Origin of the sequence: Streptomyces viridosporus T7A, assembly GCF_008704515.1 — a bacterium.
Lineage (GTDB): Bacteria > Actinomycetota > Actinomycetes > Streptomycetales > Streptomycetaceae > Streptomyces > Streptomyces viridosporus.
The window spans coordinates 2,386,137-2,401,833 of the sequence record NZ_CP023700.1 but is presented as its reverse complement, the minus strand read 5'-3'; the positions used below and the strand labels follow the sequence as shown (position 1 = coordinate 2,401,833).

Genomic DNA, 15,697 nt, shown 5'->3' with positions numbered 1-15,697 from the left:
GGCTGCCGCCATGGACCTCGAGACGTTCCGCAAGCTCGCCGCCGACCGCCGGGTCATCCCGGTCACCCGCAAGCTGCTCGCCGACGGCGACACCCCGGTCGCGCTCTACCGCAAGCTCGCCGCCGAGCGCCCCGGCACCTTCCTGCTCGAGTCCGCCGAGAACGGGCGTTCCTGGTCCCGCTACTCCTTCGTCGGCGTCCGCAGCGCCGCCACCCTCACCGAGCGCGACGGACGGGCCCACTGGCAGGGCTCCCCGCCCGTCGGCGTCCCCACCGGCGGCGACCCGCTCGCCGCGCTGCGCACCACCCTCGAGACCCTGCACACCCCGCACGACCTCGCCCACGACCTCGGCCTGCCGCCCTTCACCGGCGGCATGGTCGGCTACCTCGGCTACGACGTCGTGCGCCGCCTGGAGCGGATCGGCCCCGGCGAGCGGGACGACCTGAGGCTGCCCGAGCTGACCATGCTGCTCACCAGCGACCTGGCCGTCATGGACCACTGGGAGGGCACCGTCTGGCTGATCGCCAACGCGATCAACCACAACGACCTCGAGACCGGCGTCGACGAGGCCCACGCCGACGCCGTGGCCCGCCTCGACGCCATGGAGGCCGACCTCGCCCGCCCGGTGGCCCAGCCCCCGGCCGTGCTGCCGCCCTCCGAAACGCCCGAGTACACCGCGCTGTGGGGCGGCCCCGACTTCCAGCGGGCCGTGGAGGACGTCAAGGAGCGCATCCGCGCGGGCGAGGCCTTCCAGGTCGTCCCCTCCCAGCGGTTCGAGACCCCGTGCACGGCGAGCGCCCTGGACGTCTACCGGGTCCTGCGCGCCACCAACCCCTCGCCGTACATGTACCTGTTCCGCTTCGACGGCTTCGACGTGGTGGGCTCTTCCCCCGAGGCCCTGGTGAAGGTCGAGGACGGGCGCGCGATGGTCCACCCCATCGCCGGCACCCGGCACCGCGGCGCCACCCCGCGGGAGGACCAGGCACTCGCCGACGAACTGCTCGCCGACCCCAAGGAGCGCGCCGAGCACCTCATGCTCGTCGACCTGGGCCGCAACGACCTCGGGCGGGTGTGCGAGCCCGGCTCGGTCGAGGTCGTCGACTTCATGTCGATCGAGCGGTACTCGCACGTCATGCACATCGTCTCGACGGTCACCGGCCGGGTGGCGGCCGACCGCACCGCCTTCGACGTGCTCACCGCCTGCTTTCCGGCCGGCACCCTCTCCGGCGCGCCCAAGCCCCGCGCGATGCAGATCATCGACGAACTCGAGCCGTCCCGGCGCGGACTGTACGGCGGCTGCGTCGGCTACCTCGACTTCGCCGGCGACTCCGACACCGCCATCGCCATCCGCACCGCGCTGCTCCGCGAGGGCACCGCGTACGTCCAGGCCGGCGCCGGGATCGTCGCCGACTCCGACCCGGTCGCCGAGGACACCGAGTGCCGCAACAAGGCGGCCGCGGTGCTGCGCGCCGTGCACACGGCGAACCGGCTGGGGAAGCCCTGAGACGAACCCCGGGTGACGGTTCGCCCGGGGTTCGGGTGATAGTGGAGTACGTGACTGCTGCACCCCACCCCCGTTCCGAGGCCGCCGGCTCCGCCCGGGCCGGCCGCCTCAGCCTCGCCGCCGCCCTGCTGTGCGGCGCCCTGGGCGCGGCCGTGGCCCTGCTCGCCACCCGGCAGCAGTGGTCGGAGGGCACCGCGCGCGTGGCCGGCGGCGCCTTCCCCCTGACCGCCCAGGGCAGCGACGTCACCGGCGTCCCCGCCGCCCTGGCCGTGGTGGGCCTGGCCGCGCTCGTCGCCGTCTTCGCCGTCCGCCGCGCCGGCCGTCTCGCCGTCGCCGCGCTGCTCGCCCTCGCCGGCGCGGGCACCGTGACGGCGGCCCTGGTCGGAGCCTCGGACGGCTCCGCGCTCGACGAGAAGGCCGCTCGGGCCTCCGGCGACACCTCCGCCACGGTGGAGGCGCTCACCCACACCGCGTGGCCCTACGTCGCGGCCGTGGGCGGCGCGCTGATCCTGCTGGCCGGGCTGCTCGCCCTGCGCTACGGCCGGCTGTGGCCCGCCATGTCCGGCCGCTACGAACGGGGCGGTGCCCCCCGGGAGCGCCGCAGGGCCCCCGCCGTGGACCCCGACCGCCCCGAGGACCTCTGGAAGGCCCTCGACCGCGGCGAGGACCCGACCGGCGCCTGAGACCCGTGCGGCCTCGGAGCCGCTCAGCGCGCCGGGGACACCCCCGCTCACCGCGCGGGCGTGGGTGCGGGACAATGAGCGTTGAGCGTCCTGCTCAGACACGTACACAGCAACGAGGAGCAAGCAATGGCGGGCAGCAGCCACGGTCACACCCCGGCCGCCTGGACCGGTGTCATCATCGCCTTCATCGGTTTCTGCGTCGCGGGCATGTTCATGGTGATGGCCCAGCCCGTCGGCTTCTGGGCGGGCATGGGCCTGGTGATCCTCGGCGCCGTCGTCGGCGGCATCATGAGCGCGATGGGCATGGGCCAGCCGAAGCACACCCACCCGGTGCACCAGACCACCGGTGACCGCGAGCCGGCCCGCGCCGAGGGCTGAGCACGGCGGGGCACTCCCGACAGGGGCGGCCGGCACGGTGGTGCCGCACCCGCCCCTGCCGCGTGTCCGGGGCACAATGCACGGCGTGAACCTCCCCGATCCCGGCACGACCCGCGGCAGGGCGGCCCGGCTGGCCGTCCCCGCGGGGGTGCTCGCCGCCGTCGCCGGGGCCTTCGCCTACGTCGGGGCCGTGGACCCCAACGAGCCCGGCCACTACCCCGCCTGCCCGCTGCTGCGCCTCACCGGCCTGTACTGCCCCGGCTGCGGCGGACTGCGCAGCGCGCACGCCGTCGTCCACGGCGACCTCCCCGCCGCACTCCAGGCCAACGCGCCGGCCGTCCTCGGCTACGCGGGCTTCGCCGTCCTGTGGACCGTATGGGTGGTCCGCGCGGTGCGCGGGAGGCCGACGAGGCTCGACCCCCCGCCGGTGCTCCTGTGGACCCTGGGGACGTTGCTGCTGGTCTTCACGGTTGTCCGGAACCTGCCGTTCGGTGGCTGGCTGCATCCTTGATCGACGGGTGAATGTCCAGCTAGTGGGACCGGCGTCAACCGGATGCGGGGCATACGCCCGGCTGCGGATACCATCGCAGTGACCACCGGTTTCGTCCGACGACCCGACCCCGGAGGCGGGTCCGCGGCGGAAACGGACGCATCGAAGACCCACCGTCTGGAAGGGGGCCGCTCGCGTGAGTGTGCTCGACGAGATCATCGACGGAGTCCGGGCCGACCTCGCGGAGCGGCAGGCGCGCGTCAGCCTCGACGAGCTCAAGGAGCGCGCGGCGAAGGCTCCGGCGGCCAAGGACGGCGCGGCCGCCCTGCGCGGCGACGGCGTCAAGGTGATCTGCGAGGTCAAGCGCTCCAGCCCGTCCAAGGGCGCGCTCGCCGCGATCGCCGACCCGGCCGGACTCGCCGCCGACTACGAGGCGGGCGGCGCGGCCGTCATCTCCGTCCTCACCGAAGAGCGCCGCTTCGGCGGCTCGCTGGCCGACCTGGAGGCGGTCCGCGCGCGGGTGGACATCCCCATCCTGCGCAAGGACTTCATCGTCACCTCGTACCAGCTCTGGGAGGCCCGCGCGTACGGCGCCGACCTCGCGCTGCTGATCGTCGCGGCCCTCGACCAGCCGGCCCTGGAGTCGCTGATCGAGCGCGCCGAGTCCATCGGGCTCACCCCGCTCGTCGAGGTGCACGACGAGGACGAGGTCGAGCGGGCGGTGGACGCGGGCGCCAAGGTCATCGGCGTCAACGCGCGCAACCTCAAGACCCTCGAGGTCGACCGCGGCACCTTCGAGCGGGTCGCCCCCGAGATCCCCGCCCACCTGGTCAAGGTCGCCGAGTCCGGCGTCCGCGGCCCGCACGACCTCATCGCCTACGCCAACGCCGGCGCCGACGCCGTCCTGGTCGGCGAGTCCCTCGTCACCGGGCGCGACCCGAAGACGGCGGTCTCCGACCTGGTGGCGGCCGGCGAGCACCCCGCACTGCGGCACGGCCGCGGCTGACCCCGATAGGCTTGGCCCCGATGACGCCCCCGCTCCCCCTGGTGACCAGGGACCCGTACGCGCGCCTGGCGCGAGGCTGCCGCCCGCGCGGCTGCCGCGCGCCCGCCCGCCGCGTCCACGGCCGCCGGGTGCGGTACGTCATCGGCGACGAGCCGGGGCAGGTGAACGGCATGCGATGGCAGCGACCGGTCCGAAGGGGCGCGGGGCTGCAGCCGGATGCGCGACGTCGCCGCGCGGTCGCGACCGACCGCGACGGGTCCGCAGCCGACTGATCATCCCCGCCCCCACGGCGAACAGTGTTCCTCCCCGCACTCACCGTGAGGTTTCCGCATGCCCAGCACCTTCTTCCTCCCCGATCCGGAGGGGCAGACGCCCGACGCCGAGGGCTACTTCGGCGCGTTCGGCGGCAAGTTCATCCCGGAGGCGCTCGTCGCCGCCGTGGACGAGGTCGCCGTCGAGTACGACAAGGCCAAGGCCGACCCCGAGTTCGCCCGTGAGCTCGACGACCTGCTGGTCCACTACACCGGCCGCCCGAGCGCCCTCACCGAGGTGCCCCGGTTCGCCGAGCACGCCGGCGGCGCCCGGGTCTTCCTCAAGCGCGAGGACCTCAACCACACCGGCTCCCACAAGATCAACAACGTGCTCGGCCAGGCCCTGCTGACCCGGCGCATGGGCAAGACCCGCGTCATCGCCGAGACCGGCGCCGGCCAGCACGGCGTCGCCACCGCCACCGCCTGCGCCCTGTTCGGCCTCGACTGCACCATCTACATGGGCGAGATCGACACGCGGCGCCAGGCCCTCAACGTGGCCCGGATGCGCATGCTCGGCGCCGAGGTCATCGCCGTGAAGTCGGGCAGCCGCACCCTCAAGGACGCCATCAACGAGGCGTTCCGGGACTGGGTCGCCAACGTCGAGAGCACCCACTACCTCTTCGGCACCGTCGCCGGACCGCACCCCTTCCCGGCGATGGTCCGCGACTTCCACCGCGTCATCGGCGTCGAGGCCCGCCGCCAGCTGCTGGAGCGAGCCGGACGCCTTCCGGACGCCGCGGTCGCCTGCGTCGGCGGCGGCTCCAACGCCATCGGCCTGTTCCACGCCTTCATCCCCGACGCGAGCGTCCGCCTCATCGGCTGCGAACCCGCGGGGCACGGCGTCGAGACCGGCGAGCACGCGGCCACGCTGACCGCGGGCGAGCCCGGCATCCTGCACGGCTCGCGCTCCTACGTCCTCCAGGACGACGAGGGCCAGATCACCGAGCCGTACTCCATCTCGGCGGGGCTCGACTACCCGGGCATCGGGCCCGAGCACGCCCACCTCAAGGACTCCGGCCGCGGTGAGTACCGCGCGGTCACCGACGACGCCGCGATGCAGGCCCTGCGGCTGCTGTCGCGCACCGAGGGCATCATCCCGGCCATCGAGAGCGCCCACGCGCTGGCCGGCGCCCTGGAGGTCGGCAGGGAGCTGGGCGGGGACGGGCTGATCGTCGTCAACCTGTCCGGCCGCGGCGACAAGGACATGGACACCGCAGCCCGTTACTTCGGGCTCTACGACACCGACGCCGAGGTCGCCGCCGACGAGGCCGGCGGCGCCGCCGAGATCGAGGGGGACGCCAAGTGAGCGGGAACATCCAGTTGCTGACGGACACCCTCGCCGCGGCGAGGGCCGAGGGGCGCTCGGCGCTCATCGCCTACCTCCCGGCCGGGTTCCCGACCGTGGACGGCGGCATCGAGGCGGCCAAGGCCGTCCTCGACGGCGGCGCCGACGTCGTGGAGGTGGGCCTGCCGCACAGCGACCCCGTCCTCGACGGCCCCGTCATCCAGACCGCCGACGACATCGCCCTGCGCGGCGGCGTGCGGATCGCCGACGTGCTGCGCACGGTCCGCGAGGCCCACCGGGCCACCGGCAAGCCGATCCTCGTCATGACGTACTGGAACCCCATCGACCGCTACGGCGTCGAGCGGTTCACCGCCGAACTCGCCGAGGCGGGCGGCGCCGGGTGCATCCTGCCCGACCTGCCCGTGCAGGAGTCGGCGCTGTGGCGGGAGCACGCCGACAAGCACGGCCTCGCCACGGTCTTCGTGGTCGCGCCCAGCAGCAAGGACGCGCGGCTCGCCGAGATCACCGCGGCCGGCAGCGGCTTCGTCTACGCCGCCTCCCTGATGGGTGTCACCGGCACCCGCGAGACGGTCGGCGCGCAGGCCCGGGACCTGGTGGAACGCACCCGGGCCACCGGCGCCGGGCTGCCGGTCTGCGTCGGGATCGGCGTCTCCACCCCCGCCCAGGCCGCCGAGGTCGCCGGCTTCGCCGACGGCGTGATCGTCGGCTCGGCCTTCGTCAAGCGGATGCTGGACGCCCCCGACCGCGCCGCCGGCGTCGAGGCCGTCCGCGCGCTCGCCGGTGACCTGGCCAAGGGCGTGCGCGGCCTGGCGTAGGAAGCGGGCGGGGTGGGCCGGGGCGACCGGCCGGAGACCCGCAGGCAGTCATACGGGTCCCTCGTACGGGTGGACCTACGGCCGGGGAGGCGCGGTGCGCCTCCCCGGTTCGTTCTGCGGGGTGTGAGCGAGAAGAATCATGAGGGAAAGCGCACCGCCCGGGAGCGGCTGGCGGTCGAGCGCGAGAAGCAGAAGACGGCGGAGAAGCGGCGCCGCGGCCTGATCGTGGGCGCGAGCGTGGTCTGCGTCCTGGGACTCGCGGCGGTGATCGGCGTCGTCGCCGCCAACGCCGGCAAGGACGACGAGAGCGACTCGGCGGGCCCGGTCGTCACACCCGCGGGCGCGCTGGGCGAGGACGGCACCGTGATCCCGGTCGGCAAGAAGGACGCCAAGGCCACGCTCACGGTGTGGGAGGACTTCCGCTGCCCGGCCTGCAAGGCCTTCGAGCAGGCCTACGGCCCGACCGTCAACGAACTGACCGCAGCGGGGCAGCTGAAGGTGGAGTACCACCTGGTCACCCTCATCGACGGCGGCATGGGCGGCACCGGCTCCCGCAACGCGGCCAACGCCGCCGCCTGCGCCCAGGACGACGGGAAGTTCGCCGCGTACCACGAGGTGCTGTTCGCCAACCAGCCGATGGAGAGCGACGACGCCTACGCCGACAACGACAGGCTCATCGAGCTGGCCGGCAAGGTCGACGGCCTCGACACCCCGGCCTTCCGCTCCTGCGTCGAGGACGGAAGGCACAACAGCTGGGTCGCCAAGTCCCACGAAGCCTTCCAGAAGGGCGGCTTCACGGGCACGCCGACCGTCCTGTTCGACGGCGAGAACATCTACCAGGACCGCTCGATGACCCCGGAGAAGCTGAAGCAGATGGTGCAGGAGGCCAACAAGGACTAGCCGCGCCGCCCCGGGAATTGCGGGCCCCTGTTATGGAGCCGTAGCCGGGCTGCCCGCCGTGCGGCCGGTCCGGCAGGGTAGCGTCGACCCTGCCATGGAACTTGCCTACATTCCCAGCCCGTCGAGCGGGGTGCTGTACCTCGGCCCCGTTCCGCTGCGCGGCTACGCGTTCTGCATCATCATCGGCGTCTTCGTAGCCGTGTGGCTCGGCAACAAGCGCTGGATCGCCCGGGGCGGGCGGGCCGGCACGGTGGCCGACATCGCCGTCTGGGCCGTGCCGTTCGGTCTCGTCGGCGGCAGGCTCTACCACGTGATCACGGACTACCAGCTGTACTTCAGCGAGGGCCGTGACTGGGTGGACGCCTTCAAGATCTGGGAGGGCGGCCTCGGCATCTGGGGCGCGATCGCGTTCGGTGCGCTGGGGGCGTGGATCGGCTGCCGGCGCCGGGGCATCCCCCTGCCCGCCTACGCCGACGCCGTCGCGCCGGGCATCGCCTTCGCCCAGGCGATCGGACGCTGGGGCAACTGGTTCAACCAGGAGCTGTACGGACGGGCCACGGACCTGCCGTGGGCGGTGGAGATCACCTCCTCCGCCGACGGGCGGGTCGCGGGCACCTACCACCCGACGTTCCTGTACGAGTCGCTGTGGTGCATCGGCATCGCCCTGCTGGTGATCTGGGCCGACCGGCGCTTCCGGCTCGGGCACGGGCGGGCGTTCGCGCTGTACGTCGCCGCGTACTGCGCGGGCCGGTTCTGGATCGAGTACATGCGCGTCGACGAGGCCCACCACATCCTGGGCCTGCGGCTGAACAACTGGACCGCCCTCCTCGTCTTCCTGCTCGCGGTGCTGTACATCGTGCTGTCGGCGAGGAAGCGGCCGGGACGCGAGACGACGGTGGAGCCGGGAGCCGCCGGAGCCGACGGCGAGGCCGGCGCCGCGGAGAAGGACGGGGCGGAGCCGACCGGGGCCGAGGGCGACGCCCCGGCGAAGGAGGGCTCCGAGACCTCCGAGACTTCCGAGGGCTCCGAGGCTTCCGGAACCTCCGAGGTCTCCGAGGGCTCCTCGGTCTCCGAGGGGTCCGGGGCTTCCAAGGACGGGGCCGGTTCGGCGAAGAAGAGCTGACGGCCCGCGGGACGACGCCGACCGAGGGCGCCCGGAGACGTTCCGGGCGCCCTCGGCGTGTGCCGGGCGGTGGTTCCCGGTGGCCCTCGGATCAGGTCCGGCGGGCCAGGGACAGGGTGCGCCGGGCCTCCGCCACCGCCGCCGCGTCGACGAACCTGCCGTCGGGCAGGGCCTGGGCGCCCCGCTCGGCCGCCGCCGCCTTGACGATCGCCTCCGACCGCTCGATCTCCTCCTCGCCGGGGAGGTAGGCCCGCTCGATGACCGGCAGCTGGCGGGGATGGATCGCGGCGCGGCCCAGGAAGCCCAGGGCGCGGCCGTGGGCGCAGGAGGCGAGGAGGCCCTCCAGGTCGCGGATGTCCGGGTGGACGGACTGGGTGGGCGGGGCCAGGCCCGCCGCCCGCGCGGCCACGACCACGCGGGAACGGGACCAGTCGAGACCCGCGTCGCCCTGCAGCCCGAGGTCGGCCCGCAGGTCCGCCTCGCCGATCGCGATGCCGCGCAGGGACGGGTGGGCGGTGGCCACGGCGTGGGCCCGTTCGATGCCGAGGGCCGACTCCAGCAGGGCGTACAGCGGGAGCGCACCGCCGTGCGCGGACACGGCGCGCCGTGCGACGCGCACGACCTCGGCGGGGGAGGACACCTTGGGCAGCCGCAGTCCGGACAGGCCCGGCGCCGGGACGACGGCCGCGAGGTCGGCCTCGCCCCAGGGGCCGCCCGGGGCGTTGACGCGGACGTGGACCGGCACCGGCTGCGGGTCGTGCAGCAGTTCGGCGGTGGCCGCGCGGGCGTAGGCCTTGCGGTCGGGGGCGACCGCGTCCTCCAGGTCGATCACCACCACGTCGGCCCCGCAGGCGAGCGCCTTCGCCACCACGGCCGGACGGTCCCCGGGGGCGTACAGCCAGGTCAGCGGGGTGTCCGTCACAGGGCGCCCTCCGCGCGCAGCGCCGCGAGGTCGGCCGGGGTGAGGCCCAGCTCGGTCAGGACCTCCTCGGTGTCCGCGCCGTGCGGGCGGCCCGCCCAGCGGATCGCGCCCGGGGTGGCGGAGAGCCGGAAGAGGACGTTCTGCATGCGCAGCGGGCCCAGCTCGGGGTCGTCGACCGTGGTGATCGTGTCCAGGGCCCGGTACTGCGGGTCCGTCATCACGTCCCGGACGTCCTGGACGGGGGCGACGGCCGCCTCCGCCTTCTCGAAGGTCGCCAGCACGTCGGCGCGGGTGTGCCGGGCGATCCAGCCGCCGACCGCCTCGTCCAGGACGTCCGCGTGCCGGGCCCGGCCGGCGCCGGTGGCGAACCAGGGTTCGTCGATCAGCTCCGGCCGGTCGACCAGCACCATCACGCGCTCGGCGACCGACTGGGCCGAGGTGGAGACGGCGACCCAGCTGCCGTCGGCGGTGAGGTAGGTGCCCCGGGGGGCGTTGTTCTGGGAGCGGTTGCCGGTGCGGGGCTGGACGTGGCCGAGCTGGTCGTACCAGGTCGGCTGGGGGCCGAGCACGGTGAGGATCGGCTCGATCAGCGCCATGTCGACGACCTGGCCCTCCCCGGTGCGCTCGCGGCCGGCCAGCGCGGTCATGACCGCGTACGCCGTGGTCAGGCCCGCGATGGAGTCCGCCAGGCCGAAGGGGGGCAGGGTCGGCGGGGCGCCCGGTTCGCCGGTGATCGCGGCGAAGCCGCTCATCGCCTCGGCGAGGGTGCCGAAGCCCGGGCGGTGCGCGTACGGGCCGAACTGGCCGAAGCCGGTGACCCGGACCAGGATCAGGCGGGGGTTGACGGCCGACAGCTCGGGCCAGCCCAGGTCCCACTTCTCCAGGGTGCCGGGGCGGAAGTTCTCGATGACCACGTCGGCGGTGCCGACGAGGCGCAGCAGGGTGGCCCGGCCGCCGGGCCGGGACAGGTCCAGGGTGATGGTGCGCTTGTTGCGGCCGAGCACCTTCCACCACAGGCCGACGCCGTCCTTGGACGGGCCGTGGCCGCGGGAGGGATCGGGTTTCCCCGGATGCTCGACCTTGACGACCTCCGCGCCGAAGTCGCCGAGCAGGGTGGCGGCCAGCGGACCGGCGAAGAGGGTGGCGAGGTCCAGGACGCGCAGGCCGGTCAGCGGGGGTCCGGCGGGGGACGGGGCGGTCGGTGGGGCGGCGGTCGGATCGGGCCGGGTCATGGGCGGGAGGCCTCCAGGTGGGTGAGCCGGGCCAGGGTGTCGAAGCCGGTGCCGTGGAAGTCGCCGACGGAGGTCGCCAGCCGGTTCTTCAGCGGGGCCGTCCAGCGGTCGGGCAGCGCGGCGGGGGAGCCGGCGAGCAGCCCGGCGACGCCGCCGGCGGTGGCGCCGTTCGAGTCGGTGTCCCAGCCGCCGGACACCGCCCGGCAGACGGAGCCGGTGAAGTCGCCGTCCGCGTGGGTGAGGGCGGCGGCGAGCAGGGCGGTGTTGGGCACGGAGTGCACCCAGTGGTGGGTGGCGTCGTGCAGGGCGTGGAGCCGGTCGACGACCGTGTCGAAGCCGGTGTGCTCGTGGGCCAGCCGCACGGCCTCCCGGACGGCCCGGGCGAGCCGGGAGCGGGGCGGGACGACCGTGAGGCCGGTGCGCAGGCAGGCGTGGACGTCCTGGGCGCCGGTGGCGGCGCAGGCGACGACGGCCGCGGTGAACATCGCCGCGTAGACGCCGTTGGCGGTGTGCGTGAGGGTCGCGTCGCGGTGGGCCTGCGCGGCGGCGGCCGCCGGGTCGCCGGGATTGGTCCAGCCGTGCACGTCGGCGCGGATCAGGGCGCCGATCCACTCGCGGAAGGGGTTGTGGTGCCGGGCGGTCAGCGGGGGCTCCAGGCCGCCGAGGAGGTTGCGGTAGGCGACGCGCTCGGCGGTGAACGTACGGCCGGCGGGGAGCTCGTCGAGCCAGACCCGGGCCACGTCCGCGGTGGTGAAGGACCGGCCGTGGCGCCGGAGGACGAGCAGGCCCAGCAGGGGGTAGTTGAGGTCGTCGTCCTCGGGCATGCCGTCGATGTTCTCGGCGAGGGAGGTGGCCGCCGAGCGGCGGTTCCAGGGGTACCGGGCCAGCAGGTCCGCCGGGACCCCGCGGGCGGTGAAGTAGCCGGCCAGGGGCCAGTTCCCGGCGGCCCGGGCGAGCCGGCGGATGCCGTCGAGGGGGAGCTTCTCGACCGGTTTGCCCAGCAGGCAGCCGACGGCCCGGCCGAGCCAGGCGGCCTCGAGGCGCCCGGGGTCGGGCGGTGCGGGAGGGCGCGCGGGCGGGGGCGGCCAGTCGGGGCACAGGGCCCTGATCCCGTCGAGCCCGGTCGGTTCGTCGTCCGCCGCCGCGCTGGGCAGGGCGGCCAGTTCGTCCAGCAGGTCGGCGGCCAGCAGACGGAGCCGGCGGGGCGCCGGCCGCGGTGACGCGCCCGCGCCCGGCGGGGCCCCGGTGCCGCCCGCGGCCCGCCAGCGGGCCGCGATCGCCGACGGGTCACGGCCGTCCTGGGCCGCCTGGCGCAGCTCGTGGCCGATCAGGTCCTCCGGCTGCACCCAGGTCAGTCGGAGCATTCCGGCGCTCCCCCCGCCAGCTCCGCGAACGCCCGCTCGTGGGCACGGCGGCGCCGCACGTCCCGGGCGAAGACCTCGCGGGCCACGCCGGTGAGCGTGACCGCGGGCTCCCACAGGTCGAGGCGGCTGGCCTCGGCCACGGTCTTGGCCCAGTCCTCGGGGACGGGCGAGCCGAGGGCACCGGTCACGGCACCGGCCATCGTCGCGATGGAGTCGCAGTCGCGGCCGTAGTTCACCGCGCCCAGCACCGCGTGCCGGAAGTCGCCGCCGGCCACCACCACCATGCCCAGCGCCACGGGCAGTTCCTCGATCGCGTGCAGCCGGGACGGGCGGCGGGCGCCCAGGGAGGGGGAGCGGTAGTCGGGGCCCACGGTGTCGTACGGGGCCACCGCCCGCCGCAGCGGGCCCAGCGCCGACTCGAAGTCGCAGTGCCGGGACGCCTCCTCGCAGACCCGCTCGATCGCCTCCCGGGTGCCGTCCTTCGCCAGGGACAGGCACGCGGCGACCACCGAGTCCGGCGTCGCGCCCGGCGCGCACGCCGCCGCCACGGCGGCCGCGAACACCCCGGCCGCCTCCCGGCCGTACGACGACTGGTGGGCGCCCGCGACGTCCAGCGCCTCGGTGTAGGCGGCGGCCGGGTGGGCCGCGTCGACCAGGCCGACCGGGGCCATGTACATCGCGGCACCGCAGTTGACGATGTTGCCGACGCCCGCCTCGCGCGGGTCGACGTGCCCGTAGTGGATCCGGGCCACCAGCCACTTCTCCGCGAGGAAGATCCGCTGCAGCGGGAGCGCCTCCGCCTCCAGCTCCGGGATCCAGCGCGGGGTCGTCATCAGGTCCGGGACCAGGTGGTCGGCGACCGCGTGGGCGTCCAGGTGGTCGCGGACCGTCGCGTACACCCGGACCAGCGCGTGCGTCATCAGGGTGTCGTCGGTGACGTGGCCGTCGCCCTTGTGGTACGGGGCGATGGGGCGGGCGGTGCGCCAGGCGTCGCCGTTCCAGGGGCCGACGACGCCCCGCACGCGCCCGCCGTGGCGCTCGACGATCTGCTCGGGGGAGTAGCCCTCGACCGGCCCGCCGAGGGCGTCGCCGACGGCGGCTCCGACCAGGGCGCCGGTGATCCGCTCCTCCAGGGGCACGCCCCGGCCACGACTTTCTTCCTCTTCGCGCGTCATGCCCGAATCATCCCCCCGGTGGGGCCGGTCGTGCGGCTTCCAGGCGCTCGGCGAGTTCCACCAGGTCGGTGCCGGTGAGCCGGGGGAGCGCGCAGCCGGAGAGGACGCGGCAGCTCTCCCGCCACGACCGGGGGATCGCCGCGCCGCCGCCCAGCGCGCCGGTGAGGGCGCCGGCGAGCGCCGGGGCGGAGTCCGCGACCCGCGACAGGCAGGCCGCCGCGGGGACCGCCTCCGCGATCCGGCCGTGGGCGGCGGTGGCCAGGGCGAGGGCGACGGGAACGGTTTCGGCGGCGGCGATGCCGTAGCTGTAGACGTGGTCGACGATCTGGTGCTCCAGCGGCGGGACGAGGGCGAAGGCGCTGTCGGCGTCCGCCGCGAGCCGCAGGGCGTGCCGGGCGTTGCGGCCGATCTCCGTCCCCTCGGGCAGCTCGGCGAGCGCGGCGGTCACACAGGTGTGCGTGTCCGCTCCCACCAGCGCGAGGCAGACGGCGGCGGCCATGGCACGGGCGCCGTGCACGCCGTCGCCGTCCTGGGTGTAGCGGGCGTCGAACTCGGCGAGGCCGGCCGCGCCCGCGGGGTCGCCCGGGTGGGCCACGGCCAGCACACAGGCCCGTACGCAGGCCGCGTCGTCGAAGTAGTGCGGGTTGTCGTGGCCGGTGGCGGGCGGGCGCAGACCGGCGGCCAGGTTGCCGAGACCGGCCCGCACGGAGATGCGGGCGCGCAGGGGGAGGACCGCCGACTCGGTCTCGGGGGCGCGTTCGGTGGCCGCGGCGATCTCGGCGGCGACGGCGTTCCAGGTCAGGTCGAGGGCGGCACGCGTCCGGCGCTCCCTGCTCGGGCCCCCGAGCGCGCTGTCGTCCCCGGTCAGCAGCACCGCCTCGGCGGCGAACGCGGCCCACTCGGCGTCGTCGGAGGGGCCGAGGCGCAGGGGCTCCGGCGGCTGGTTGAGGGCGATCGGTACGGGGAGGGTGGTGGTCGCGTTCCGCTCGGCGAAGGTGTCCAGCTCCCGGGTGAGCCGGCGGGTCCACTCGGGCATCCGGGCGGCCCGGTGCCGTGCGGCGGGCCATCCGGCGGCGTCCCCGGCGGCGAGGCCGAGGAGGAGCCCCTCGACGCGGCGCGCCCGCGGCGGCGGGACGGGCCGTTCGGCCTCGGCTGCGCCTTCGGCCCGGAGGTCCCCGCCCGCGCCGTCCGCGCGGGTCCCGCGGTCGGGTGCGGGCAGCGCCTGCGGGGACTTCTCGTCGTCGGCGGTTGTGGCGACTGTGGCGACCGCGGCGGGTGCAGCGGGCACGGCGGGTACAGCGGGTGCGGCGGGTGGAGCGGTCGTGGCGGTCGTGGCGGGTCCGGTGGCGGCCCGGGTGTCCCTCATGCGGGCGCCTCCGTCTCGTCGTCCGCGGCCAGGACGAAGAGGTCCGGGTGCGGCCCGTCGCCGCGGGGCGGTGCCTCGCCCGGTGTCAGCAGGTCCGCGATGTCCAGGACGTGGTGTCCCGCCATCGCCGGCAGGCAGCTGCCGTGGGCCGGGCCGATGGCGGCCGCCCAGGGCTCCGGGATCGCGCGGGCGCCCCGTGTCGCGCCCGCCAGGGCGCCCGCGACCGCCGCCGTGGTGTCGGCGTCGCGCCCCATGTTGACGGCCGTCAGCACCGCCTGCTCGAAGTCGCCGTCGGCCGTCGCGTACGCGCCGAAGGCGAGGGCGACCGCCTCGGGGGCCAGGTCGGTCCAGGGGTAGCCGCCGATCACGACCGCCGAGCGGACCGCGCGTTCGCCGAGGTGGGCGGCGGTGACGGCGCGGCGCAGTGAACGGGCGGTCCAGGAGTCGTCCGGAATCACCGCCAGGGCGGAGGCCACGACCGTGACCACCGGCGCCCCGGCCATCGCCGCCGCGACGCCCGCGGCGACCGCCTGCCCGCCGTAGATGCCCTCGCCGTCGTGGCTGACCGAGCCGTCGATCGCCACCAGCCGGGCCGCCTCGTCGGGACGGCCGGCCGCGAAGACCCCGCAGGGCGCCGCCCGCATCGCCAGCCCGTCGCTCCAGGCGTGCCGGTGCTGGGCGGAGATGGGGGCGGCCAGTCCCCGGCGCAGGTTCTCCAGCGTGCCGCGCTCGCTGAAACCGGCGCCCCGGAAGGGACCCTCGGCGCGGTCGGCGATCAGTTCGTGCCAGGCCGCCTCGGCGTGCGCCGGGGTGAGCGCGTGGCCGTGCCGGGCCAGCAGCAGGCCGGAGAAGATCGCGTACTCGGTGTCGTCCGTGCCCGCGGGGCGGTCCGCCACGTATCCCGTGATGCGGCCCCACGTCGCTCGGATCTCGGAGGGCTTCATGTTCTCGGCCGGGGCGCCCAGCGCGTCGCCGACGGCCAGGCCGAGCAGTGCGCCGCGGGCCCGTTCGCGGAGCCCGACGGCGCTCTCGAGCACCGGGGCGGAGGGGATGCGGGCGATCGGTGCCATGCGCGGCTCTCCTCTCAGGGGCGCCCCGAGGGGCGCGAAGCCCTTTGCTGGA

The 15,697-nt window shown here is 75.4% G+C and carries 16 protein-coding genes; 10 read left to right on the top strand and 6 right to left on the bottom strand.

Features of this window, described 5'->3' with window-relative positions; all coding sequences use genetic code 11:
* The first annotated feature begins 10 nt into the window (after nucleotides 1-10).
* From CP969_RS11285 to lgt, 10 genes are all read left to right on the top strand, one after another.
* Nucleotides 11-1,504 (top strand): anthranilate synthase component I, encoded by a 1,494-nt coding sequence (locus CP969_RS11285; protein ID WP_016826705.1) that lies wholly within the window; start codon nucleotides 11-13, stop codon nucleotides 1,502-1,504.
* 41 nt (nucleotides 1,505-1,545) lie between these two features.
* Nucleotides 1,546-2,187 (top strand): TIGR02234 family membrane protein, encoded by a 642-nt coding sequence (locus CP969_RS11280; protein WP_016826706.1) that lies wholly within the window; start codon nucleotides 1,546-1,548, stop codon nucleotides 2,185-2,187.
* Nucleotides 2,188-2,313: 126 nt separating this feature from the next.
* Nucleotides 2,314-2,565, top strand: a complete 252-nt coding sequence (locus CP969_RS11275) for an HGxxPAAW family protein (RefSeq protein ID WP_004989342.1) — start codon at nucleotides 2,314-2,316, stop codon at nucleotides 2,563-2,565.
* A 76-nt stretch (nucleotides 2,566-2,641) separates the two neighbouring features.
* On the top strand, nucleotides 2,642-3,076 hold the full coding sequence (locus CP969_RS11270) for a DUF2752 domain-containing protein (protein WP_016826707.1): 435 nt from the start codon (nucleotides 2,642-2,644) through the stop codon (nucleotides 3,074-3,076).
* Nucleotides 3,077-3,251: 175 nt separating this feature from the next.
* Nucleotides 3,252-4,061, top strand: coding sequence for an indole-3-glycerol phosphate synthase TrpC (gene trpC / locus CP969_RS11265; protein ID WP_004989346.1), 810 nt, complete (start codon nucleotides 3,252-3,254; stop codon nucleotides 4,059-4,061).
* Between the two features lie 20 nt (nucleotides 4,062-4,081).
* On the top strand, nucleotides 4,082-4,333 hold the full coding sequence (trpM, locus tag CP969_RS34600) for a tryptophan biosynthesis modulator TrpM (protein ID WP_004989348.1): 252 nt from the start codon (nucleotides 4,082-4,084) through the stop codon (nucleotides 4,331-4,333).
* A 58-nt stretch (nucleotides 4,334-4,391) separates the two neighbouring features.
* Nucleotides 4,392-5,678 carry a tryptophan synthase subunit beta gene (trpB, locus tag CP969_RS11255; protein WP_016826708.1) on the top strand — a complete coding sequence of 429 codons (1,287 nt, stop codon included), beginning with the start codon at nucleotides 4,392-4,394 and terminating at the stop codon, nucleotides 5,676-5,678.
* Nucleotides 5,675-6,493, top strand: coding sequence for a tryptophan synthase subunit alpha (gene trpA, locus CP969_RS11250; protein WP_004989353.1), 819 nt, complete (start codon nucleotides 5,675-5,677; stop codon nucleotides 6,491-6,493). Before trpB ends, trpA begins: the two co-directional genes overlap by 4 nt.
* 123 nt (nucleotides 6,494-6,616) lie before the next feature.
* Nucleotides 6,617-7,393 (top strand): DsbA family protein, encoded by a 777-nt coding sequence (locus CP969_RS11245; RefSeq protein ID WP_016826709.1) that lies wholly within the window; start codon nucleotides 6,617-6,619, stop codon nucleotides 7,391-7,393.
* A gap of 94 nt (nucleotides 7,394-7,487) precedes the next feature.
* Nucleotides 7,488-8,516: a prolipoprotein diacylglyceryl transferase gene (gene lgt / locus CP969_RS11240; protein WP_026085267.1), complete on the top strand. Its 1,029-nt coding sequence runs from the start codon at nucleotides 7,488-7,490 to the stop codon at nucleotides 8,514-8,516.
* A gap of 91 nt (nucleotides 8,517-8,607) precedes the next feature.
* Here lgt and CP969_RS11235 read toward each other — a convergent pair whose 3' ends face one another.
* Genes CP969_RS11235 through CP969_RS11210 form a run of 6 tightly spaced genes read right to left on the bottom strand, consistent with a single transcriptional unit; the run spans nucleotide 8,608 to nucleotide 15,645 of the window.
* Nucleotides 8,608-9,438: an HpcH/HpaI aldolase/citrate lyase family protein gene (locus tag CP969_RS11235; protein ID WP_016826711.1), complete on the bottom strand. Its 831-nt coding sequence runs from the start codon at nucleotides 9,436-9,438 to the stop codon at nucleotides 8,608-8,610.
* Nucleotides 9,435-10,670, bottom strand: a complete 1,236-nt coding sequence (locus tag CP969_RS11230) for a CaiB/BaiF CoA transferase family protein (RefSeq protein ID WP_016826712.1) — start codon at nucleotides 10,668-10,670, stop codon at nucleotides 9,435-9,437. Before CP969_RS11230 ends, CP969_RS11235 begins: the two co-directional genes overlap by 4 nt.
* Nucleotides 10,667-12,034 carry an ADP-ribosylglycohydrolase family protein gene (locus tag CP969_RS11225; RefSeq protein WP_016826713.1) on the bottom strand — a complete coding sequence of 456 codons (1,368 nt, stop codon included), beginning with the start codon at nucleotides 12,032-12,034 and terminating at the stop codon, nucleotides 10,667-10,669. Before CP969_RS11225 ends, CP969_RS11230 begins: the two co-directional genes overlap by 4 nt.
* Nucleotides 12,022-13,209, bottom strand: a complete 1,188-nt coding sequence (locus CP969_RS11220) for an ADP-ribosylglycohydrolase family protein (RefSeq protein ID WP_026085268.1) — start codon at nucleotides 13,207-13,209, stop codon at nucleotides 12,022-12,024. Before CP969_RS11220 ends, CP969_RS11225 begins: the two co-directional genes overlap by 13 nt.
* A 7-nt stretch (nucleotides 13,210-13,216) precedes the next feature.
* On the bottom strand, nucleotides 13,217-14,575 hold the full coding sequence (locus CP969_RS11215) for an ADP-ribosylglycohydrolase family protein (protein ID WP_016826715.1): 1,359 nt from the start codon (nucleotides 14,573-14,575) through the stop codon (nucleotides 13,217-13,219).
* Entirely contained in the window at nucleotides 14,572-15,645 is a 1,074-nt protein-coding gene (locus CP969_RS11210; RefSeq protein WP_016826716.1) for an ADP-ribosylglycohydrolase family protein, read from the bottom strand. Before CP969_RS11210 ends, CP969_RS11215 begins: the two co-directional genes overlap by 4 nt.
* Between the last annotated feature and the right edge of the window lie 52 nt (nucleotides 15,646-15,697).